The following is a 22,284-nucleotide window of genomic DNA, read 5'->3' as shown; positions in this document are numbered from 1 at the left end:
ACCCGACAGAGGGGACGCATGACAACCTTAAGCTGTAAAGTGACCTCGGTGGAGGCGATTACCGATACCGTATATCGTGTTCGATTAGTGCCGGAAGCGGCATTTTCCTTCCGTGCTGGCCAGTATCTGATGGTAGTAATGGATGAGCGCGACAAGCGCCCGTTCTCCATGGCTTCCACGCCGGCGGAACAGGAATTTATCGAGCTGCATATCGGCGCCTCTGAGCTCAATCTGTACGCGATGGCGGTCATGGATCGCATTCTGCAAGAGCGTGAAATTGAGGTTGATATCCCACACGGTGAAGCCTGGCTGCGTGAAGATGAAGACCGTCCGCTGATTTTAATTGCCGGCGGTACCGGCTTCTCTTATGTGCGTTCTATTTTGTTAACCGCGCTGGCGCGTAATCCGAACCGCGATATCGCCATCTACTGGGGCGGCCGCGAGGCCAAGCACCTGTACGATCTGGCCGAACTGGAAGCCCTGAGTATCAAGCATGCGAATCTGCGTATCGAACCCGTGGTTGAGCAGCCGGAAGAGGGATGGCGCGGGCGTTCCGGTACGGTACTGACCGCGGTGCTGCAGGATTACGGTACCCTGGCCGACCACGACATCTATATTGCCGGGCGCTTTGAGATGGCCAAGATCGCCCGCGATCTGTTCTGCAACGAACGCGGCGCGCGCGAAGAACGCCTGTTTGGCGACGCGTTTGCCTTTATCTGACAATAAAAAACCCGCCCCTGACAGGCGGGAAGAACGGCAACTAAACTGTCTCTCTTCGCCAATGACGCCATCACTGCGTTGGCTGCGCCCGCTCACCCGAATCACTTACTTGAGTAAGCTCATCGGGATTCGCTCGCTTGCCGCCTTGTTCTGACGTCATTGGCTTTGAGATACTTTTCCTGATTTACACTCTCTCAAATACAGTAGCGATCCCCTGACCTAAGCCGATACACATAGTCGCCAGACCAAACTGTGCGTCTTGACGCTCCATCTGGTTGATCAACGTAGTACTAATGCGCGCTCCGGAACAGCCGAGCGGGTGACCCAGAGCGATCGCCCCACCGTTGAGGTTGATCTTCTCGTCGATCTGCTCCATCAGGCCCAGATCTTTAATGCACGGCAGGATCTGCGCGGCAAAAGCCTCATTCATTTCAAAGACGTCGATATCGCTGGTGGATAAGCCCGCTTTTTTCAGCGCCAGCTTCGAGGCTGGAACCGGGCCATAACCCATAATGGACGGGTCGCAGCCGACCACCGCCATTGAACGGACGCGGGCGCGTGGCTTCAGCCCCAGCTCGCGGGCGCGGCTTTCGCTCATCAGCAGCATCGCCGCCGCGCCGTCGGAAAGGGCGGAAGAGGTACCTGCCGTTACCGTGCCGGTCACCGGGTCAAACGCCGGTCTCAACGTGGACAGCGTTTCGACGGTGGTTTCCGGGCGGATCACTTCGTCGTAATTGAAGGACTTCAGCACGCCATCGGCATCGTGGCCGCCGGTCGGGATGATCTCGGCTTTGAATGCGCCGGATTGCGTCGCTGCCCAGGCGCGAGCGTGAGAGCGTGCGGCGAACTGATCCTGCATTTCGCGGCTAATGCCGTGCAGACGTGCCAGCATTTCCGCAGTCAACCCCATCATACCGGCGGCTTTCGCCACGTTACGACTCAGTCCCGGGTGAAAATCAACGCCGTGGCTCATCGGCACATGGCCCATGTGCTCCACGCCGCCAATCAGGCAGACGTTGGCATCGCCGGTCATGATCATACGGGCGGCATCATGCAGCGCCTGCATAGAGGAACCGCACAGCCGGTTAACCGTGTTTGCCGGTACCGAGTGCGGGATCTCCGCCAGCAGCGCCGCGTTACGGGCGATGTTAAAGCCCTGCTCAAGGGTTTGCTGCACGCAGCCCCAGTAGATATCGTCTATTGCGCTTGCCTCAAGCGACGGGTTGCGCGACAGCAGGCTACGCATCAGGTGGGCGGAAAGATCTTCCGCGCGCACGTGGCGAAATGCGCCGCCCTTTGAACGGCCCATCGGGGTGCGAATAGCATCGACAATGACAACCTGTTCCATTGTGACTCCTTAAGCCGTTTTCAGAGCGCCAACCGGACGGGCTGGCTCTACCGGGGGATAATACGCTTCGTTATGGCGCGCTTTGTCACGCAGACCGGCTGGCACTTCATACAGCGGGCCAAGGTGCTGGTATTGCTGTGCCATATCGAGATACTTCGCGCTGCCAATGGTATCGAGCCAGCGGAATGCGCCGCCGTGGAACGGAGGGAAGCCCAGGCCGTATACCAGCGCCATATCCGCTTCCGCCGGGCTGGCGATAATACCTTCTTCCAGGCAGCGAACCACTTCGTTAACCATCGGGATCATCATGCGGGCGATAATCTCTTCATCGCTGAAATCGCGCTTCGGCTGGCTTACGTCGGCCAGCAGGCTGTCGACTGCGGCATCTTCTTCTTTCTTCGGCTTGCCTTTGCTGTCTTCTTTATAGCGCCAGAAGCCGAGGCCGTTCTTCTGGCCGAAACGGCTGGCGTCAAACAGGGCGTCGATAGCGTCGCGATAATCTTTCTGCATCCGCTGCGGGAAGCCCGCCGCCATGACCGCCTGAGCATGGTGCGCGGTATCGATGCCGACCACGTCCAGCAGATAAGCCGGGCCCATTGGCCAGCCAAACTGTTTCTCCATCACTTTGTCGACTTTGCGGAAGTCCGCCCCGTCGCGCAGCAGCTGGCTAAAGCCGGCGAAGTAAGGGAATAGCACGCGGTTGACGAAGAAGCCGGGGCAGTCGTTGACCACGATCGGCGTTTTGCCCATTTTGCTGGCCCAGGCCACGACTGTGGCAATGGTCTTATCCGAGGTTTTTTCGCCACGGATGACTTCAACCAGCGGCATGCGATGCACCGGGTTAAAGAAGTGCATACCGCAGAAGTTTTCCGGGCGCTGCAGAACGCTGGCCAGCTCGCTAATGGGAATCGTTGAGGTATTAGAGGCCAGCACGGTATCCGGACGTACTTTTGCCTCGGTTTCCGCCAGTACCGCTTTTTTCACTTTCGGGTTTTCGACCACCGCTTCAACAACCACGTCCACGCGATCAAAACCGCTGTATTCCAGGGTTGGCTGAATGGTGCTTATCACTCCTGCCAGCTTCAGACCGTCGATTTTGCCGCGTTCCAGCTGTTTATTCAGTAGTTTCGCCGCTTCGGTCATGCCCAGGGTCAGCGATTTGTCGTTAATGTCTTTCATCACCACCGGCACGCCCTTCCAGGCTGACTGGTAAGCAATGCCGCCACCCATAATGCCGGCGCCTAATACGGCAGCGTGCTTCGGCGTCTCGATATCTTTGGTCAGCTTTTTCGCTTTCGCTTTGACGTACTGGTCGTTCAGGAAGATACCAACCAGCGCGCGGGCCTCGTTGGTATGGGCCAGCGGGACAAAGCTTTTATTTTCCAGCACCAGGGCTTCTTCACGACCAAGACGTGCAGCGGCTTCAATAGTTTTCACCGCGGTGATCGGCGCCGGGTAATGCTTCCCGGCCGTTTGCGCGACCATGCCTTTGGCAATCGTAAAGCTCATGGCGGCTTCAATTTTGCTGAGCTTCAGCGGCTCCAGCTTCGGTTGACGTTTCGCTTTCCAGTCCAGGTCGCCATTCATGGCCTGACGCAGGATCGCCAGCGCGCCGTCGTGCAGTTTTTCCGCGGCGACCACGCCATCCACCAGGCCGATTTTCAAGGCTTGATCGGCGCTGACATCTTTCCCGGCAGCAATGATCTCCAGCGCGCTATCGGCGCCGAGCAGGCGTGGCAGACGGACTGAGCCGCCAAACCCGGGCATAATGCCGAGCTTGGTTTCCGGCAGCCCAATGCGCAGGTCCGGCGTCGCCAGGCGGTAATCGGTCGCCAGCACACATTCGCAACCGCCGCCCAGCGCGTAGCCATTGACGGCAGAGATAGTGGGGACGGGGAGATCTTCCAGACGATTGAAGACACTGTTAGCAAAATGCAGCCACTGGCTTAACTGCTCCTCAGGGACCAGGAACAGCGAGAGGAATTCGGTGATATCCGCGCCGACGATAAACGCCGCTTTTTCAGAGCGCAGCAGCAGACCTTTGAGATCGCTTTGTTTTTCCAGTACGTCCAGCGCATGACCGAGGCTGGCTACGGTTGCGGTATCAAGCTTGTTGACCGAACCTGGGGCATCGAACACCAGTTCGGCGATGCCATCTTCCAGCCAGTCGAGGTACAGGGTGTCGCCTTTGTAGAGCATGTCAGTCTCCTGAATCCAGCAATATGATCTGGTCATACCAGATGAAACGGAGTGTGGAATTTATGTTAAAGAATTGCAAATAACTCTTTAAATAATTGCTGGTCGGATCACATCCGGCGGAAATCACCCGCACGCAGGGCGATGTGCTAAGATGCGGTGTATCACGATCCCATAAAAGCAAAGGACAAAAGATGGAATCCCTGGCCGCGCTCTATAAAAATCATATTGTTACCCTACAAGAACGTACCCGCGACGTCCTGGCCCGTTTTCAGATGGATGCTCTGCTGATTCACTCCGGTGAATTGGTTAACGTCTTCCTCGATGACCATCCGTACCCGTTCAAGGTCAATCCGCAGTTTAAAGCCTGGGTGCCGGTGACCCAGGTGCCTAACTGCTGGCTGCTGGTGGATGGCGTCAACAAACCGAAGCTGTGGTTCTATCTGCCGGTCGATTACTGGCATAACGTCGAGCCGTTGCCAACCTCGTTCTGGACCGAAGAGATTGACGTCATTGCGCTGCCGAAGGCCGATGGTATCGGCAGCCAGTTACCTGCCGCTCGCGGTAATATCGGCTATATTGGGCCGGTAGCGGAGCGCGCGCTGGGCCTGGGTATCGCCGCGGATAAGATCAATCCGAAAGGGGTTATCGATTACCTGCATTACTACCGGGCTTACAAAACCGATTACGAGCTGGCCTGCATGCGTGAAGCGCAGAAGTCAGCGGTCAATGGCCATCGTGCGGCCTACGAAGCTTTCCAGTCCGGAATGAGCGAATTCGATATCAACCAGGCCTATCTTACCGCCACCGGCCATCGTGACACCGACGTGCCTTACAGCAACATTGTCGCGCTGAATGAGCATGCCTCCGTCCTGCACTACACCAAACTGGATCATCGCGCCCCGGCGGAGATGCGCAGCTTCCTGCTCGACGCTGGCGCAGAATATAACGGCTATGCCGCGGATCTGACCCGGACCTGGGCGGCACACGGCGACAACGACTTTGCCCATCTGATTAAAGACGTTAACGACGAGCAGCTGGCGCTGATTAGCACCATGAAAGCCGGGACGCGCTACGTTGATTATCATATTCAGTTCCATCAGCGCATTGCGAAGCTGTTACGTAAACACCAGTTAGTCACTGACATAAGCGAAGAGGCGATGGTGGAGAATGATCTGACCGGGCCATTTATGCCGCACGGGATTGGTCATCCGCTGGGTCTGCAGGTGCATGATGTTGCGGGCTTTATGCAGGACGATACCGGTACGCATCTGGCGGCGCCGTCGAAATATCCGTACCTGCGTTGCACCCGTATTATCGAGCCGCGTATGGTGCTGACCATTGAACCCGGCATCTACTTCATCGAGTCGTTACTGGCGCCGTGGCGTGAAGGCCCATTCAGCAAGCACTTCAACTGGCAAAAAATTGACGCCATGAAGCCGTTTGGCGGGATCCGTATCGAAGATAACGTGGTGGTTCACGAAAACAGCATCGAAAATATGACGCGCGATCTGAAGCTGGCCTGATGGAGAGCTGGTTAATCCCGGCGGCGCCGGTTACCGTCGTTGAGGAGATTAAAAAAAGCCGTTTTATCACGCTGTTGGCGCATACCGACGGCGTGGCGGCGGCAAAAGCTTTTGTCGAGTCCGTCAAAGCGGATCACCCTGATGCCCGCCACCATTGCGTGGCGTGGGTCGCCGGGCCGCCTGATGATTCGCAACAGCTGGGGTTTTCTGACGATGGCGAACCGGCGGGGACCGCAGGTAAACCGATGCTGGCGCAGCTGATGGGGTGCGGCGTCGGCGAGATAACCGCTGTCGTCGTGCGTTACTACGGTGGTATCCTGCTGGGCACCGGCGGGCTGGTGAAGGCGTATGGCGGCGGTGTTCATCAGGCGCTGGCGCAGTTGACGACGCTGCGCAAGACGCCGTTAACGGCATATACTTTGCAATGTGAGTATGGGCAACTGGCCGGTGTCGAAGCGCTGCTCGCCCAATTCTCCGGAAAGGTTGTTGAAAGCGAATATCTGGCGTCGGTTCGACTGCGCGTGGCGCTTCCCCAGGCCGAAGTGGCGGCTTTTTCAGCAAAACTGGCTGATTTTAGTCGCGGTTCATTGCAATTACTGAAGATTAACGAATAATCCCCTCTGTTTTTTGCCTATCAAAGGAAGCGCCAGAGATGCATTTTCGCGCCATAACCCGAATCGTTGGACTGCTGGTCATCTTGTTTTCGGGGACGATGATCGTCCCGGGATTAGTGGCCCTGATATATCGCGACGGTGCGGGACGGGCCTTCACTCAAACCTTCTTTGTCGCGCTGGCGATTGGCTCCATGCTGTGGTGGCCGAACCGTAAGCAAAAAGGCGAACTGAAATCCCGTGAAGGGTTTCTCATCGTGGTGCTGTTCTGGACCGTGCTGGGGAGCGTGGGGGCCTTGCCCTTTATTTTCGCCGAGCAGCCGAACCTGACGGTGACGGATGCTTTCTTCGAATCATTTTCTGGCCTGACGACGACCGGGGCGACCACCCTGGTGGGGCTGGACTCGTTACCGCATGCGATCCTCTTTTATCGGCAGATGCTGCAATGGTTCGGCGGTATGGGGATCATTGTGCTGGCGGTGGCGATTCTTCCTATCCTTGGCGTCGGGGGGATGCAGCTTTACCGCGCGGAAATGCCCGGCCCGCTGAAGGATAACAAGATGCGTCCGCGTATCGCCGAGACGGCGAAGACCCTCTGGCTTATCTATGTGTTATTGACGATAGCCTGCGCACTGGCGCTCTGGTTTGCCGGTATGCCGGCGTTCGATGCGATTGGGCACAGCTTCGCCACTATCGCCATCGGCGGTTTTTCGACTCACGATGCCAGCGTCGGCTATTTCAACAGTCCGATGATCAACTCCATCATTGCCATCTTCTTGCTGATCTCCGGCTGTAACTATGGTCTGCATTTTTCTTTGTTGAGCGGACGCAGCCTGAAGGTGTACTGGCGTGATCCTGAGTTTCGCATGTTCATTGGCGTCCAGTTGACGCTGGTCATCGTCTGTACGCTGGTGCTATGGCTTCATAACGTGTACGGCTCGGTGTTGACGACGCTGAACCAGGCGTTTTTCCAGGTGGTGTCGATGGCGACCACCGCCGGCTTTACCACCGATAGCATTGCGCGCTGGCCGCTGTTCCTGCCTGTGCTGCTGCTCTGCTCTGCATTCATCGGCGGCTGTGCTGGCTCCACGGGCGGCGGCTTAAAGGTGATCCGTATCCTGCTGCTGTTTAAGCAGGGCAACCGTGAGCTGAAGCGTCTGGTTCACCCGAATGCGGTGTATAGCATCAAATTAGGCAACCGCGCGCTGCCAGAGCGTATTCTGGAAGCGGTATGGGGATTTTTCTCCGCCTATGCGCTGGTCTTTATCATTAGCATGCTGGCTATTATCGCCACCGGGGTGGATGACTTTTCTGCTTTCGCCTCCGTGGTAGCGACATTGAACAACCTCGGGCCTGGGCTCGGCGTCGTCGCGGACAACTTTGCCACCATGAACCCGGTCGCGAAATGGATCCTGATTGCTAATATGCTGTTTGGTCGTCTGGAAGTGTTTACCTTACTGGTGCTCTTTACCCCCACTTTCTGGCGCGAATAACAGGAGTGCTCGTGAAAACTTTAATTCTTTTCTCCACCCGCGACGGGCAGACCCGTGAAATCGCTTCGTTTCTCGCCTCCGAGCTGAAAGAGCTGGGCATCGACGCGGATACCTTGAACCTGAACCGTACCGATGTCGTCGAATGGCATCACTACGATCGGGTGGTGATTGGCGCGTCGATTCGCTATGGGCACTTTCATCCGGCCGTAGATCGCTTTGTCAAAAAGCATCTCACATCATTGCAGGCGTTGCCGGGCGCATTCTTCTCGGTCAACCTGGTGGCGCGCAAACCTGAGAAGCGCACGCCACAGACCAACAGCTATACACGCAAGTTTCTCCTTAATTCGCCGTGGCAGCCGCAGAGCTGCGCGGTGTTTGCCGGCGCGCTGCGCTACCCACGTTACCGCTGGTACGATCGGCTTATGATCCGCCTGATTATGAAAATGACCGGGGGGGAAACGGATATCCGTAAAGAAGTGGTCTATACCGACTGGCAACAGGTATCCCGGTTTGCCCGCGAAATCGCGCAAATGATCCGCAAACAGGGCGTTTAAACAGCGCCTTGATGGAAAATCGAGCGAACGAAAAGTTTTTTTAAATTTCCCCTTGTCACTTCAGAATTACTCCCTATAATGCGCCTCCACTGACACGGAACAACGGCAAGCAAGCCGCCGGGTCAGCGGGGTTCCGGTGAGAACCTCGCAGAGAAAAGCAAAAATAAATGCTTGACTCTGCAGCGGGAAAGCGTAATATGCACACCCCGCGCCGCAGCGAAAAACGAAGCGGCACTGCTCTTTAACAATTTATCAGACAATCTGTGTGGGCACTCAAAGTGACATGGATTCTTAACGTCCTCGGACGAAAAATGAATACCAAGTCTCTGAGTGAACATACGTAATTCATTACGAAGTTTAATTCACGAGCATCAAACTTAAATTGAAGAGTTTGATCATGGCTCAGATTGAACGCTGGCGGCAGGCCTAACACATGCAAGTCGAGCGGTAGCACAGAGAGCTTGCTCTCGGGTGACGAGCGGCGGACGGGTGAGTAATGTCTGGGAAACTGCCTGATGGAGGGGGATAACTACTGGAAACGGTAGCTAATACCGCATAACGTCGCAAGACCAAAGTGGGGGACCTTCGGGCCTCATGCCATCAGATGTGCCCAGATGGGATTAGCTAGTAGGTGGGGTAACGGCTCACCTAGGCGACGATCCCTAGCTGGTCTGAGAGGATGACCAGCCACACTGGAACTGAGACACGGTCCAGACTCCTACGGGAGGCAGCAGTGGGGAATATTGCACAATGGGCGCAAGCCTGATGCAGCCATGCCGCGTGTGTGAAGAAGGCCTTCGGGTTGTAAAGCACTTTCAGCGGGGAGGAAGGCGGTGAGGTTAATAACCTCATCGATTGACGTTACCCGCAGAAGAAGCACCGGCTAACTCCGTGCCAGCAGCCGCGGTAATACGGAGGGTGCAAGCGTTAATCGGAATTACTGGGCGTAAAGCGCACGCAGGCGGTCTGTCAAGTCGGATGTGAAATCCCCGGGCTCAACCTGGGAACTGCATTCGAAACTGGCAGGCTAGAGTCTTGTAGAGGGGGGTAGAATTCCAGGTGTAGCGGTGAAATGCGTAGAGATCTGGAGGAATACCGGTGGCGAAGGCGGCCCCCTGGACAAAGACTGACGCTCAGGTGCGAAAGCGTGGGGAGCAAACAGGATTAGATACCCTGGTAGTCCACGCCGTAAACGATGTCGATTTGGAGGTTGTGCCCTTGAGGCGTGGCTTCCGGAGCTAACGCGTTAAATCGACCGCCTGGGGAGTACGGCCGCAAGGTTAAAACTCAAATGAATTGACGGGGGCCCGCACAAGCGGTGGAGCATGTGGTTTAATTCGATGCAACGCGAAGAACCTTACCTGGTCTTGACATCCACAGAACTTTCCAGAGATGGATTGGTGCCTTCGGGAACTGTGAGACAGGTGCTGCATGGCTGTCGTCAGCTCGTGTTGTGAAATGTTGGGTTAAGTCCCGCAACGAGCGCAACCCTTATCCTTTGTTGCCAGCGGTTAGGCCGGGAACTCAAAGGAGACTGCCAGTGATAAACTGGAGGAAGGTGGGGATGACGTCAAGTCATCATGGCCCTTACGACCAGGGCTACACACGTGCTACAATGGCATATACAAAGAGAAGCGACCTCGCGAGAGCAAGCGGACCTCATAAAGTATGTCGTAGTCCGGATTGGAGTCTGCAACTCGACTCCATGAAGTCGGAATCGCTAGTAATCGTAGATCAGAATGCTACGGTGAATACGTTCCCGGGCCTTGTACACACCGCCCGTCACACCATGGGAGTGGGTTGCAAAAGAAGTAGGTAGCTTAACCTTCGGGAGGGCGCTTACCACTTTGTGATTCATGACTGGGGTGAAGTCGTAACAAGGTAACCGTAGGGGAACCTGCGGTTGGATCACCTCCTTACCTTAAAGAACCTGCCTTTGTAGTGCTCACACAGATTGTCTGATGAAAATAGAGCAGTAAGTAATCTCTGCAGGCTTGTAGCTCAGGTGGTTAGAGCGCACCCCTGATAAGGGTGAGGTCGGTGGTTCAAGTCCACTCAGGCCTACCAAATTCTTCCTGATACCGCGTTGTGAAACGACTCGCATACCTGAGTATGCTTCGCCGTTCCACGCCTTGTCTCAGAAAGAATTAAGGTTGATGAGATACTACGATGGGGCTATAGCTCAGCTGGGAGAGCGCCTGCTTTGCACGCAGGAGGTCTGCGGTTCGATCCCGCATAGCTCCACCATCTTTACTGCAAAAACAAGAAAACTTCAGAGTGTACCTGAAAAGGTTCACTGCGAAGTTTTGCTCTTTAAAAATCTGGATCAAGTTGAAAATTGAAACGACACACTGTTTAAGTGTGTTCGAGTCTCTCAAATTTTCGCAATCAGAAGTGAAACATCTTCGGGTTGTGAGGTTAAGCGACTAAGCGTACACGGTGGATGCCCTGGCAGTCAGAGGCGATGAAGGACGTGCTAATCTGCGAAAAGCGTCGGTAAGGTGATATGAACCGTTACAGCCGGCGATGTCCGAATGGGGAAACCCAGTGTGATTCGTCACACTATCGTTAACTGAATACATAGGTTAACGAGGCGAACCGGGGGAACTGAAACATCTAAGTACCCCGAGGAAAAGAAATCAACCGAGATTCCCCCAGTAGCGGCGAGCGAACGGGGAGCAGCCCAGAGTCTGAATCAGCTTGTGTGTTAGTGGAACGGTCTGGAAAGTCCGACGGTACAGGGTGATAGTCCCGTACACCAAAATGCACAGGCTGTGAACTCGAAGAGTAGGGCGGGACACGTGGTATCCTGTCTGAATATGGGGGGACCATCCTCCAAGGCTAAATACTCCTGACTGACCGATAGTGAACCAGTACCGTGAGGGAAAGGCGAAAAGAACCCCGGCGAGGGGAGTGAAAAAGAACCTGAAACCGTGTACGTACAAGCAGTGGGAGCACCTTCGGGTGTGACTGCGTACCTTTTGTATAATGGGTCAGCGACTTATATTCTGTAGCAAGGTTAACCGTATAGGGGAGCCGCAGGGAAACCGAGTCTTAACTGGGCGTTAAGTTGCAGGGTATAGACCCGAAACCCGGTGATCTAGCCATGGGCAGGTTGAAGGTTGGGTAACACTAACTGGAGGACCGAACCGACTAATGTTGAAAAATTAGCGGATGACTTGTGGCTGGGGGTGAAAGGCCAATCAAACCGGGAGATAGCTGGTTCTCCCCGAAAGCTATTTAGGTAGCGCCTCGTGAACTCATCTTCGGGGGTAGAGCACTGTTTCGGCTAGGGGGTCATCCCGACTTACCAACCCGATGCAAACTACGAATACCGAAGAATGTTATCACGGGAGACACACGGCGGGTGCTAACGTCCGTCGTGAAGAGGGAAACAACCCAGACCGCCAGCTAAGGTCCCAAAGTCATGGTTAAGTGGGAAACGATGTGGGAAGGCCCAGACAGCCAGGATGTTGGCTTAGAAGCAGCCATCATTTAAAGAAAGCGTAATAGCTCACTGGTCGAGTCGGCCTGCGCGGAAGATGTAACGGGGCTAAACCATGCACCGAAGCTGCGGCAGCGACACTATGTGTTGTTGGGTAGGGGAGCGTTCTGTAAGCCTGTGAAGGTGGCCTGTGAGGGCTGCTGGAGGTATCAGAAGTGCGAATGCTGACATAAGTAACGATAAAGCGGGTGAAAAGCCCGCTCGCCGGAAGACCAAGGGTTCCTGTCCAACGTTAATCGGGGCAGGGTGAGTCGACCCCTAAGGCGAGGCCGAAAGGCGTAGTCGATGGGAAACAGGTTAATATTCCTGTACTTGGTGTTACTGCGAAGGGGGGACGGAGAAGGCTATGTCATCCGGGCGACGGTTGTCCCGGTTTAAGCATGTAGGCTGGTTATCCAGGCAAATCCGGATAATCAAGGCTGAGGTGTGATGACGAGGTACCACGGTACTGAAGTGACAGATGCCCTGCTTCCAGGAAAAGCCTCTAAGCATCAGGTAACATCAAATCGTACCCCAAACCGACACAGGTGGTCAGGTAGAGAATACCAAGGCGCTTGAGAGAACTCGGGTGAAGGAACTAGGCAAAATGGTGCCGTAACTTCGGGAGAAGGCACGCTGGTGTGTAGGTGAAGTCCCTGCGGACGGAGCTGAGACCAGTCGAAGATACCAGCTGGCTGCAACTGTTTATTAAAAACACAGCACTGTGCAAACACGAAAGTGGACGTATACGGTGTGACGCCTGCCCGGTGCCGGAAGGTTAATTGATGGGGTTATCCGTAAGGAGAAGCTCTTGATCGAAGCCCCGGTAAACGGCGGCCGTAACTATAACGGTCCTAAGGTAGCGAAATTCCTTGTCGGGTAAGTTCCGACCTGCACGAATGGCGTAATGATGGCCAGGCTGTCTCCACCCGAGACTCAGTGAAATTGAACTCGCTGTGAAGATGCAGTGTACCCGCGGCAAGACGGAAAGACCCCGTGAACCTTTACTATAGCTTGACACTGAACATTGAGCCTTGATGTGTAGGATAGGTGGGAGGCTTTGAAGCGTGGACGCCAGTCTGCGTGGAGCCAACCTTGAAATACCACCCTTTAATGTTTGATGTTCTAACGTTGGCCCCTTATCGGGGTTGCGGACAGTGTCTGGTGGGTAGTTTGACTGGGGCGGTCTCCTCCCAAAGCGTAACGGAGGAGCACGAAGGTTAGCTAATCCTGGTCGGACATCAGGAGGTTAGTGCAATGGCATAAGCTAGCTTGACTGCGAGCGTGACGGCGCGAGCAGGTGCGAAAGCAGGTCATAGTGATCCGGTGGTTCTGAATGGAAGGGCCATCGCTCAACGGATAAAAGGTACTCCGGGGATAACAGGCTGATACCGCCCAAGAGTTCATATCGACGGCGGTGTTTGGCACCTCGATGTCGGCTCATCACATCCTGGGGCTGAAGTAGGTCCCAAGGGTATGGCTGTTCGCCATTTAAAGTGGTACGCGAGCTGGGTTTAGAACGTCGTGAGACAGTTCGGTCCCTATCTGCCGTGGGCGCTGGAGAATTGAGGGGGGCTGCTCCTAGTACGAGAGGACCGGAGTGGACGCATCACTGGTGTTCGGGTTGTCATGCCAATGGCACTGCCCGGTAGCTAAATGCGGAAGAGATAAGTGCTGAAAGCATCTAAGCACGAAACTTGCCCCGAGATGAGTTCTCCCTGAGACTATAAGTCTCCTGAAGGAACGTTGAAGACGACGACGTTGATAGGCCGGGTGTGTAAGCGCAGCGATGCGTTGAGCTAACCGGTACTAATGAACCGTGAGGCTTAACCTTACAACGCCGAAGATGTTTTGGCGGAATTGAGAGAAGATTTTCAGCTCTGATTCAGATTAATCGATGCGTCCGTGAGACGTGTTGATAAAACAGAATTTGCCTGGCGGCACTAGCGCGGTGGTCCCACCTGACCCCATGCCGAACTCAGAAGTGAAACGCCGTAGCGCCGATGGTAGTGTGGGGTCTCCCCATGTGAGAGTAGGGAACTGCCAGGCATCAAACAAGTGAAGAGCCCATCCTGACGGATGGGCTTTTTGCGTTTTTGTGGTCCGGCCAGCGTGCCGGCATGCCTCCCCCGGTGGCGCTGCGCTTACCGGGGCTACGGATTCGTACCCGCCCTGCACAACCTGTAGCCTGGACCGGTACCTCGCATCACCACCGGTAACGCCCCGCAATGTTATTGCCCCTGCAATCAGGCAAGCCTTCCCCCGCCAGATACGGTAAACTAACGCCGATTTTGCATCAGGAAGCCACTATGAACCACTCCCTCAAACCCTGGAATACCTTTGGCATTGAACGCTCCGCCAGGACGATAGTTCGCGCCGAAACCGAGCAACAGTTGCTAAGCGCCTGGCAAACCGCTGTCGCGGTAGGCGAACCCACGCTGATCCTTGGGGAAGGCAGTAATGTCCTGTTTCTGAACGACTATGCCGGTACGGTGATCCTCAACCGGATTATGGGGATCGAGGTGAGCGAAACCCCTGAAGCCTGGCGTTTGCACGTTGGTGCCGGTGAAAACTGGCATAAACTGGTGCAGTTCACACTACAGCATGCGATGCCAGGTCTGGAAAATCTGGCATTAATCCCTGGATGCGCAGGATCATCGCCGATCCAGAATATTGGCGCTTACGGTGTTGAGCTACAGCGGGTTTGCGAATATGTTGACTGCGTTGAGCTGGAAACCGGGCGTAAGCAACGTCTTTCAGCAGCGGAATGCCGTTTTGGCTATCGCGATAGTATCTTCAAACATGAATACCAGGATCGCTACGCCATCGTCGCGATTGGCTTAACGTTAGCGAAAGCATGGCAGCCTGTACTGAGTTATGGTGATCTAACGCGTCTCGATCCGCAGACCGTCACCCCGCAGCAGGTGTTTGATGCCGTCTGTCATATGCGAATGACTAAGTTACCGGATCCCAAGATTAACGGTAATGCCGGAAGCTTCTTTAAGAATCCTATCGTTAGTGCTCAGGTTGCTGAAACACTGCTGGCGCAGTTTCCTCATGCACCGCACTATCCGCAGGCAAATGGTACCGTCAAGCTGGCCGCTGGCTGGCTAATCGATCAATGCCAGCTGAAAGGGCAACGCATCGGCGGCGCAGCCGTCCACCGACAGCAGGCGCTGGTACTGGTTAACGAAGATCGAGCGACCAGCGAAGATGTGGTAAAACTAGCCCACTACGTTCGCCAGCAGGTAGGGACGAAATTCGATGTATGGCTTCAGCCCGAGGTGCGCTTCATAGGAACACATGGGGAAGTCAACGCAGAGGAGAGCATTGCGTGAAAGACCATACTATCCCTTTAACGTTGATTTCTATCCTTGCTGATGGTGAATTCCACTCAGGCGAACAGCTTGGTGAGCAGTTAGGCATGAGCCGGGCGGCGATTAATAAGCATATCCAGACCTTGCGCGACTGGGGTGTCGATGTATTTACCGTGCCGGGCAAGGGTTACAGCCTGCCAGAGCCCATTCATCTGTTGGATGAGAAAAAGATCTCCCAACAGATAGAACATGGCCGAGTAACAGTTCTTCCCGTCATCGACTCCACTAACCAGTATTTGCTGGACAGGCTTGACGAGCTGACGTCCGGTGATGCCTGTGTGGCTGAATATCAGCAGGCAGGACGAGGCCGGCGAGGCAGAAAATGGTTTTCCCCCTTTGGCGCTAATCTCTATCTCTCGATGTACTGGCGACTGGAGCAGGGCCCGGCAGCGGCCATTGGACTCAGCCTGGTGATCGGTATCGTGATCGCTGAAGTTCTGCAGCAGCTCGGGGCTGAACAGGTTCGCGTGAAATGGCCAAACGATATTTACCTGCAGGATCGTAAGCTGTCCGGGATCCTCGTGGAACTGACGGGGAAGACGGGCGATGCTGCGCAAATCGTCAGTGGTGCAGGTATCAATCTTGTGATGCGTCGTGTGGAGTCTGATGTTGTCAATCAGGGGTGGATCAGCCTTCAGGAAGCAGGGGTTGTCATTGATCGCAACCTCCTCGCTGCGCGGCTGATAAAAGAGCTGCGTCTGGGTCTGGAGCTGTTCGAGCAGGAGGGGTTGGCGCCCTATCTGCCGCGCTGGGAAAAACTGGATAACTTTATTCATCGCCCGGTAAAACTGATTATCGGCGATAAAGAAATTTACGGCATTTCCCGTGGCATTGACGCCCAGGGCGCACTATTGCTGGAACAGGATGGTGTAATAAAAGCCTGGGTTGGTGGTGAAATATCATTGCGCAGTGCAGAATAAAAAAGGGAGCTTCGGCTCCCTTTTTCGTTATTTACGTAAGCGTACCTGATTCACTGAGTGATTGGCACTCTTGGTCATGATCAGGCTGGCTCGCTCGCGGGTTGGAAGAATGTTTTCTTTTAGATTCATTAAGTTAATCTCATTCCATAGCGAGGTGGCGATATCCACAGCTTCTTCCTTAGACAGCTTGGCGTAATTGTGAAAATAAGAGTCCGGATCGGTAAATGCTCCCTCCCGGAATTTAAGAAAGCGGTTGATATACCAGCTTTTTAATAATTCTTCCGGGGCGTCAACATAAATAGAAAAGTCGACAAAATCGGATACAAATACATGATGGGGATCGTGTGGATAATCCATTCCACTTTGCAGAACGTTCAATCCTTCAAGAATGAGAATATCCGGTTGCGCGACGGTTTTATCGCCGTCGGGAATAACATCATAAATCAAATGGGAATAAACAGGTGCAGTTGCCTGTGGTACCCCTGATTTGAGATCGGAGACAAACTTCACCAGCCGATGCATATCATAGGACTGCGGGAAGCCTTTCTTCTTCATTAACCCGCGTTCTTTTAAAACCGAGTTAGGGTGCAAGAATCCGTCAGTGGTAATGAGTTCGACATGACGGTGCTCCGGCCAGCGGCTCAGCAAGGCCTGAAGTACGCGAGCGGTGGTGCTTTTTCCTACCGCAACGCTGCCAGCGATACTAATAATATAGGGAATTCGTTGGCCGTTAGTGCCAAGAAATTGTTCAAGAACAGCCTGACGACGCAGGTTAGAACTGATATAGAAGTTGAGCAAACGCGACAGCGGCAAATAGATCTCGGCAACCTCTTCCAGAGAGAGATCTTCGTTGATGCCTTTTAACCGCGTGATTTCTTCCTCGGTCAATGTCATCGGGACAGAATCACGAAGTGCAGCCCATTGGTGGCGGTTAAATTGTAAGTACGGTGTCATTAACGTCTGCTCTTTTTGGCTCATAAGCATGTTCTTACCATCACCGTATACGTTGAAACGGCGATGCTTCACACGAGTTAATCAGGACAATGGGCAGGAGGGTAACACCAGATTGCCGGGAATAATAAGAAAAAAACTTATCGAATGCTGCTTTCTCGCGCCAGCATCACAAGAGCGGAATAAGTTTCTTATTCTTTGTAAAGAATATCCTTTGCCCGCTGGATACTGCTAACGACCCGTTACCTTTCTACCAGCACTCAGTCATGCCTCCAGGGCATCAGTGGATGATGGAAACCGCGCCTGATGGGCCGCTATGCTGGCGATTATTTGCACTCCATTGTTTGAAATTACACCGTTTTTTCGCGTAAGAGCACAAAATGTGAGCAAGAGAACGTTTTATGCAAATTTTTAGTTGCATGAACTCGCTCCTCTCCCTAGAATGCGCGCTACTTGATGCCGACTTAGCTCAGTAGGTAGAGCAACTGACTTGTAATCAGTAGGTCACCAGTTCGATTCCGGTAGTCGGCACCATAACAATTTGGGTGGGGTTCCCGAGCGGCCAAAGGGAGCAGACTGTAAATCTGCCGTCATCGACTTCGAAGGTTCGAATCCTTCCCCCACCACCACTTTCTGGCGACGCTTTGCGTAGCCGGAGTTGGTTGGGTAAACTAATCAGCTCAATACTAAAGAGAGCAGTCTCTTTAGTGTTACAGAAAGAACTGGGTAGCCGAGTTTCAGGATGCGGGCATCGTATAATGGCTATTACCTCAGCCTTCCAAGCTGATGATGCGGGTTCGATTCCCGCTGCCCGCTCCAGACGTGCTGATATGGCTCAGTTGGTAGAGCGCACCCTTGGTAAGGGTGAGGTCCCCAGTTCGACTCTGGGTATCAGCACCACTTCTTTTCTCTCCTTCCCTGTTTCTCTTCTGTTATTTTCATTCAACAAGTCGGGCATGTTGCCTGGTTGATGTGGTGATATCACCGATTTATCCGTGTCTTAGAGGGACAATCGATGTCTAAAGAAAAGTTTGAACGTACAAAACCGCACGTTAACGTCGGTACTATCGGCCACGTTGACCATGGTAAAACAACGCTGACCGCTGCCATCACTACCGTACTGGCTAAAACCTACGGTGGTTCCGCTCGCGCATTCGACCAGATCGATAACGCGCCGGAAGAAAAAGCTCGTGGTATCACCATCAACACCTCTCACGTTGAATATGACACCCCGACTCGCCACTACGCGCACGTAGACTGCCCGGGCCACGCCGACTATGTTAAAAACATGATCACCGGTGCTGCGCAGATGGACGGCGCGATCCTGGTTGTTGCTGCGACTGACGGCCCGATGCCGCAGACTCGTGAGCACATCCTGCTGGGTCGTCAGGTAGGCGTTCCGTACATCATCGTGTTCCTGAACAAATGCGACATGGTTGATGACGAAGAGCTGCTGGAACTGGTAGAGATGGAAGTTCGTGAACTGCTGTCTCAGTACGATTTCCCGGGCGACGACACCCCGATCGTTCGTGGTTCTGCTCTGAAAGCGCTGGAAGGCGACGCAGAGTGGGAAGCGAAAATCATCGAACTGGCTGGCCACCTGGATACCTATATCCCGGAACCAGAGCGTGCGATTGACAAGCCGTTCCTGCTGCCGATCGAAGACGTATTCTCCATCTCCGGTCGTGGTACCGTTGTTACCGGTCGTGTAGAGCGCGGTATCATCAAAGTAGGTGAAGAAGTTGAAATCGTTGGTATCAAAGAAACCGCGAAAACCACCTGTACTGGCGTTGAAATGTTCCGCAAACTGCTGGACGAAGGCCGTGCTGGTGAGAACGTAGGTGTTCTGCTGCGTGGTATCAAACGTGAAGAAATCGAACGTGGTCAGGTACTGGCTAAGCCGGGCACCATCAACCCGCACACCAAGTTCGAATCTGAAGTGTACATTCTGTCCAAAGACGAAGGCGGCCGTCATACTCCGTTCTTCAAAGGCTACCGTCCGCAGTTCTACTTCCGTACTACTGACGTGACTGGCACCATCGAACTGCCGGAAGGCGTAGAGATGGTAATGCCGGGCGACAACATCAAAATGGTTGTTACCCTGATCCACCCGATCGCGATGGACGATGGTCTGCGTTTCGCAATCCGTGAAGGCGGTCGTACCGTTGGCGCGGGCGTGGTTGCTAAAGTTCTCGGCTAATTGCTGATAACATTTGACGCAATGCGCAATAAAAGGGCATCATTTGATGCCCTTTTTGCACGCTTTCACACCAGAACCTGGCTCATCAGTGATTTTATTTGTCATAATCATTGCTGAGACAGGCTCTGAAGAGGGCGTTTATACACCAAACCATTCGAGCGTCAGGGCGACGGCCAATCAACTCCTTTTTTGCAACAGCAGGGCAGGGGTGACACGACCGTCAACATTGAAGCAATTTGAATAGTTAAGTGTATAATCCGAAACTTAATTTCGGTTTGGATCGCCTCGCCCCCGCGGGGTGAAATTGTTTGTAGAATACTTCTGACAGGTTGGTTTATGAGTGCGAATACCGAAGCTCAAGGGAGCGGGCGCGGCCTGGAAGCGATGAAGTGGATTATCGTTGCCGTGCTGCTGATCGTGGCGATCGTGGGCAACTTCCTTTATCGCGACATTATGCTGGCGGTGCGTGCGCTGGCCGTGGTTATTCTTATTGCTGCTGCCGGTGGCGTCGCGCTGTTGACGACGAAAGGTAAGGCGACCGTTGCTTTTGCTCGCGAAGCGAGAACCGAAGTTCGTAAAGTGATTTGGCCGACTCGCCAGGAAACGCTGCATACTACGCTGATTGTTGCTGCCGTGACTGCAGTAATGTCACTGATCCTGTGGGGACTGGATGGTATTCTGGTTCGCCTGGTCTCCTTTATCACTGGCCTGAGGTTCTGAGATGTCTGAAGCTCCTAAAAAGCGCTGGTACGTCGTTCAGGCGTTTTCCGGTTTTGAAGGTCGCGTAGCCACGTCGCTGCGTGAACATATCAAATTACACAACATGGAAGAGTTGTTTGGCGAAGTCATGGTTCCGACTGAAGAAGTGGTTGAGATCCGTGGCGGTCAGCGTCGCAAAAGCGAACGTAAATTCTTCCCGGGCTATGTCCTTGTTCAGATGGTCATGAACGACGCAAGCTGGCACCTGGTGCGCAGCGTACCGCGCGTGATGGGCTTCATCGGCGGCACCTCTGACCGTCCGGCGCCGATCAGCGACAAAGAAGTCGACGCTATCATGAACCGCCTGCAGCAGGTTGGCGATAAGCCGCGTCCGAAAACGCTGTTTGAACCGGGTGAAATGGTTCGTGTTAACGACGGTCCGTTCGCTGACTTTAACGGCGTGGTTGAAGAAGTGGACTACGAGAAGTCTCGCCTGAAAGTTTCCGTTTCTATCTTCGGTCGCGCGACCCCGGTAGAACTGGACTTCAGCCAGGTTGAGAAGGCGTAAGCCGGCGATCAAAAAAGCAGCGATTTAATCGTTGCATAGGGCGCGAAATTGGCATACAATTTCGCGCCTTTTGTTTTTATGGGCCCGGCCCGTAAAACGATGTTTAATCACGGGGAGCTTCTCTGAAGCGTTAATACCCAATTTGAGGATTTAAGAATGGCTAAGAAAGTCCAAGCCTACGTCAAGCTGCAGGTTGCAGCTGGTATGGCGAACCCGAGCCCGCCGGTCGGCCCAGCACTGGGTCAGCAGGGCGTGAACATCATGGAATTCTGCAAAGCGTTCAACGCCAAAACTGATTCCCTGGAGAAAGGTCTGCCGATCCCGGTTGTTATCACCGTTTACGCTGACCGTTCCTTTACCTTTGTTACCAAGACTCCGCCGGCTGCTGTTCTGCTGAAGAAAGCTGCAGGCATCAAGTCTGGTTCCGGTAAGCCGAACAAAGATAAAGTGGGTAAAATCTCCCGCGCTCAGCTGCAGGAAATCGCGCAGACCAAAGCTGCCGACATGACTGGTGCCGACATTGAAGCGATGACTCGCTCCATCGAAGGTACTGCACGTTCCATGGGCCTGGTAGTGGAGGACTAAGAAATGGCTAAACTGACCAAGCGCATGCGCGTGATCCGTGAGAAAGTTGATGCAACTAAACAGTACGACATCAACGAAGCCATCGCTCTGCTGAAAGAGCTGGCCACCGCTAAATTTACCGAAAGCGTAGACGTTGCCGTTAACCTCGGCATCGACGCGCGTAAATCTGACCAGAACGTCCGTGGCGCAACTGTACTGCCGCACGGTACTGGCCGTTCCGTTCGCGTAGCCGTATTTACCCAGGGCGCAAACGCTGAAGCTGCTAAAGCTGCAGGCGCTGAGCTGGTAGGTATGGAAGATCTGGCTGAGCAGATCAAAAAAGGCGAAATGAACTTTGACGTTGTTATTGCTTCCCCGGATGCAATGCGCGTTGTTGGCCAGCTGGGTCAGGTTCTGGGTCCGCGTGGCCTGATGCCGAACCCGAAAGTAGGTACCGTAACGCCGAACGTTGCTGAAGCGGTTAAAAACGCGAAAGCAGGTCAGGTTCGTTACCGTAACGACAAAAACGGCATCATCCACACCACCATCGGTAAAGTGGACTTTGACGCTGACAAACTGAAAGAAAACCTGGAAGCTCTGCTGGTTGCGCTGAAAAAAGCAAAACCGACTCAGGCGAAAGGCGTGTACATCAAGAAAGTTAGCATCTCCACCACCATGGGTGCAGGTGTTGCAGTAGATCAGGCTGGCCTGAACGCTTCTGCAAACTAATGCCTTTACGTGGGCGGTGATTTTGTCTACAATCTTACCCCCACGATTCTGTCAATAAGACAGACGCTATGCGAGTCATTTGAATTGCAGCAAGGCAGCAATCGGGTGAATCACCGGGAGTGTAGTTAACTACATGACCGGTGTGAACGAGAGCAGCTAACGCCGCTGCGGTTCGAAGAACGAAGGCATAGGAAGAATTTGTTCGTTGGAGCCTGGCCTATCCAGGCCTCCGTCGAAGACCGCAGGTGTTTCGCAAGAAACTTAATCCCCTGCGTAGACGGTGACAGAACGCTAAGATTATTTTTGGATATTCTGGCTTGTTTCTGCTCACCGTATTTAGACGC

General features: G+C 53.9%; 15 protein-coding genes, 6 tRNA genes and 3 rRNA genes. 21 read left to right on the top strand and 3 right to left on the bottom strand.

Features of this window, described 5'->3' with window-relative positions; all coding sequences use genetic code 11:
* Positions 1-18 precede the first annotated feature (18 nt).
* Positions 19-720, top strand: coding sequence for an NAD(P)H-flavin reductase (fre, locus tag B8P98_RS26565; RefSeq protein WP_025711199.1), 702 nt, complete (start codon positions 19-21; stop codon positions 718-720).
* 184 nt (positions 721-904) lie between these two features.
* Here fre and fadA read toward each other — a convergent pair whose 3' ends face one another.
* Both fadA and fadB read right to left on the bottom strand, forming a co-directional pair.
* Positions 905-2,068 (bottom strand): acetyl-CoA C-acyltransferase FadA, encoded by a 1,164-nt coding sequence (gene fadA / locus B8P98_RS26560; RefSeq protein ID WP_080897896.1) that lies wholly within the window; start codon positions 2,066-2,068, stop codon positions 905-907.
* A 9-nt stretch (positions 2,069-2,077) separates the two neighbouring features.
* Positions 2,078-4,267 (bottom strand): fatty acid oxidation complex subunit alpha FadB, encoded by a 2,190-nt coding sequence (gene fadB / locus B8P98_RS26555; protein WP_080897895.1) that lies wholly within the window; start codon positions 4,265-4,267, stop codon positions 2,078-2,080.
* 191 nt (positions 4,268-4,458) lie between these two features.
* On the opposite strand from fadB, the gene pepQ reads away from it, so the two are divergent.
* From pepQ to birA, 11 genes are all read left to right on the top strand, one after another.
* On the top strand, positions 4,459-5,790 hold the full coding sequence (gene pepQ / locus B8P98_RS26545) for a Xaa-Pro dipeptidase (protein WP_087805332.1): 1,332 nt from the start codon (positions 4,459-4,461) through the stop codon (positions 5,788-5,790).
* The gene (locus B8P98_RS26540; RefSeq protein ID WP_025711196.1) at positions 5,790-6,404 is read left to right on the top strand and encodes an IMPACT family protein; all 615 of its coding nucleotides are present in this window, start codon (positions 5,790-5,792) and stop codon (positions 6,402-6,404) included. Before pepQ ends, B8P98_RS26540 begins: the two co-directional genes overlap by 1 nt.
* Positions 6,405-6,442: 38 nt before the next feature.
* Positions 6,443-7,894, top strand: coding sequence for a Trk system potassium transporter TrkH (gene trkH, locus B8P98_RS26535; protein ID WP_025711194.1), 1,452 nt, complete (start codon positions 6,443-6,445; stop codon positions 7,892-7,894).
* A gap of 11 nt (positions 7,895-7,905) precedes the next feature.
* Entirely contained in the window at positions 7,906-8,448 is a 543-nt protein-coding gene (hemG, locus tag B8P98_RS26530) for a menaquinone-dependent protoporphyrinogen IX dehydrogenase (protein WP_025711193.1), read from the top strand.
* Positions 8,449-8,827: 379 nt separating this feature from the next.
* Positions 8,828-10,367 (top strand): 16S ribosomal RNA (locus tag B8P98_RS26520).
* A gap of 71 nt (positions 10,368-10,438) precedes the next feature.
* A tRNA-Ile gene (locus B8P98_RS26515) sits at positions 10,439-10,515 on the top strand.
* Between the two features lie 104 nt (positions 10,516-10,619).
* A tRNA-Ala gene (locus B8P98_RS26510) sits at positions 10,620-10,695 on the top strand.
* Positions 10,696-10,864: 169 nt separating this feature from the next.
* Positions 10,865-13,766, top strand: a 23S ribosomal RNA gene (locus tag B8P98_RS26505).
* A 99-nt stretch (positions 13,767-13,865) separates the two neighbouring features.
* Positions 13,866-13,981: ribosomal RNA gene (gene rrf / locus B8P98_RS26500) — 5S ribosomal RNA — on the top strand.
* The 16S, 23S and 5S rRNA genes sit together here with 2 tRNA genes alongside, the layout of an rRNA operon.
* 260 nt (positions 13,982-14,241) lie before the next feature.
* Positions 14,242-15,270, top strand: coding sequence for a UDP-N-acetylmuramate dehydrogenase (gene murB, locus B8P98_RS26495; RefSeq protein ID WP_025714690.1), 1,029 nt, complete (start codon positions 14,242-14,244; stop codon positions 15,268-15,270).
* A complete protein-coding gene (birA, locus tag B8P98_RS26490) occupies positions 15,267-16,229 on the top strand; it encodes a bifunctional biotin--[acetyl-CoA-carboxylase] ligase/biotin operon repressor BirA (RefSeq protein ID WP_004206834.1) in 963 nt (320 codons plus the stop codon). The genes murB and birA overlap by 4 nt, the downstream gene beginning before the upstream one ends.
* Before the next feature lie 27 nt (positions 16,230-16,256).
* Here birA and coaA read toward each other — a convergent pair whose 3' ends face one another.
* Complete coding sequence (gene coaA / locus B8P98_RS26485) at positions 16,257-17,207, bottom strand: type I pantothenate kinase (RefSeq protein ID WP_032429237.1); 951 nt, start codon at positions 17,205-17,207, stop codon at positions 16,257-16,259.
* A gap of 431 nt (positions 17,208-17,638) precedes the next feature.
* On the opposite strand from coaA, the gene B8P98_RS26480 reads away from it, so the two are divergent.
* From B8P98_RS26480 to rplA, 9 genes are all read left to right on the top strand, one after another.
* Positions 17,639-17,714: transfer RNA gene (locus B8P98_RS26480), tRNA-Thr, on the top strand.
* A gap of 10 nt (positions 17,715-17,724) precedes the next feature.
* A tRNA-Tyr gene (locus B8P98_RS26475) sits at positions 17,725-17,809 on the top strand.
* Between the two features lie 115 nt (positions 17,810-17,924).
* Positions 17,925-17,999, top strand: a tRNA-Gly gene (locus B8P98_RS26470).
* A 5-nt stretch (positions 18,000-18,004) separates the two neighbouring features.
* Positions 18,005-18,080 (top strand) — tRNA-Thr (locus tag B8P98_RS26465).
* Between the two features lie 115 nt (positions 18,081-18,195).
* The gene (gene tuf, locus B8P98_RS26460; RefSeq protein ID WP_004174069.1) at positions 18,196-19,380 is read left to right on the top strand and encodes an elongation factor Tu; all 1,185 of its coding nucleotides are present in this window, start codon (positions 18,196-18,198) and stop codon (positions 19,378-19,380) included.
* Between the two features lie 336 nt (positions 19,381-19,716).
* Positions 19,717-20,100, top strand: coding sequence for a preprotein translocase subunit SecE (gene secE, locus B8P98_RS26450; RefSeq protein ID WP_002883772.1), 384 nt, complete (start codon positions 19,717-19,719; stop codon positions 20,098-20,100).
* A 1-nt stretch (position 20,101) separates the two neighbouring features.
* Positions 20,102-20,647 carry a transcription termination/antitermination protein NusG gene (gene nusG / locus B8P98_RS26445; protein ID WP_001287521.1) on the top strand — a complete coding sequence of 182 codons (546 nt, stop codon included), beginning with the start codon at positions 20,102-20,104 and terminating at the stop codon, positions 20,645-20,647.
* A gap of 156 nt (positions 20,648-20,803) precedes the next feature.
* On the top strand, positions 20,804-21,232 hold the full coding sequence (gene rplK / locus B8P98_RS26440) for a 50S ribosomal protein L11 (protein WP_002884034.1): 429 nt from the start codon (positions 20,804-20,806) through the stop codon (positions 21,230-21,232).
* Positions 21,233-21,235: 3 nt separating this feature from the next.
* Positions 21,236-21,940: a 50S ribosomal protein L1 gene (gene rplA, locus B8P98_RS26435; protein WP_002884036.1), complete on the top strand. Its 705-nt coding sequence runs from the start codon at positions 21,236-21,238 to the stop codon at positions 21,938-21,940.
* The last annotated feature ends 344 nt before the right edge of the window (positions 21,941-22,284 follow it).

The sequence above is a fragment of the Klebsiella quasivariicola genome (assembly GCF_002269255.1).
GTDB classification, from domain to species: Bacteria; Pseudomonadota; Gammaproteobacteria; order Enterobacterales; family Enterobacteriaceae; genus Klebsiella; species Klebsiella quasivariicola.
Note: the sequence above shows the minus strand (reverse complement) of the source record. Positions and strands in the feature narration are given on the sequence as shown.

Coding starts and splice junctions, on each gene's coding strand:
- fadA (WP_080897896.1), bottom strand. CDS start 2,068: ATGGAACAGGTTGTCATTGTCGATGCTATTCGCACCCCGATGGGCCGT.
- tuf (WP_004174069.1), top strand. CDS start 18,196: ATGTCTAAAGAAAAGTTTGAACGTACAAAACCGCACGTTAACGTCGGT.
- fre (WP_025711199.1), top strand. CDS start 19: ATGACAACCTTAAGCTGTAAAGTGACCTCGGTGGAGGCGATTACCGAT.
- fadB (WP_080897895.1), bottom strand. CDS start 4,267: ATGCTCTACAAAGGCGACACCCTGTACCTCGACTGGCTGGAAGATGGC.
- trkH (WP_025711194.1), top strand. CDS start 6,443: ATGCATTTTCGCGCCATAACCCGAATCGTTGGACTGCTGGTCATCTTG.
- murB (WP_025714690.1), top strand. CDS start 14,242: ATGAACCACTCCCTCAAACCCTGGAATACCTTTGGCATTGAACGCTCC.
- nusG (WP_001287521.1), top strand. CDS start 20,102: ATGTCTGAAGCTCCTAAAAAGCGCTGGTACGTCGTTCAGGCGTTTTCC.
- pepQ (WP_087805332.1), top strand. CDS start 4,459: ATGGAATCCCTGGCCGCGCTCTATAAAAATCATATTGTTACCCTACAA.
- rplK (WP_002884034.1), top strand. CDS start 20,804: ATGGCTAAGAAAGTCCAAGCCTACGTCAAGCTGCAGGTTGCAGCTGGT.
- rplA (WP_002884036.1), top strand. CDS start 21,236: ATGGCTAAACTGACCAAGCGCATGCGCGTGATCCGTGAGAAAGTTGAT.
- coaA (WP_032429237.1), bottom strand. CDS start 17,207: ATGAGCCAAAAAGAGCAGACGTTAATGACACCGTACTTACAATTTAAC.
- B8P98_RS26540 (WP_025711196.1), top strand. CDS start 5,790: ATGGAGAGCTGGTTAATCCCGGCGGCGCCGGTTACCGTCGTTGAGGAG.
- secE (WP_002883772.1), top strand. CDS start 19,717: ATGAGTGCGAATACCGAAGCTCAAGGGAGCGGGCGCGGCCTGGAAGCG.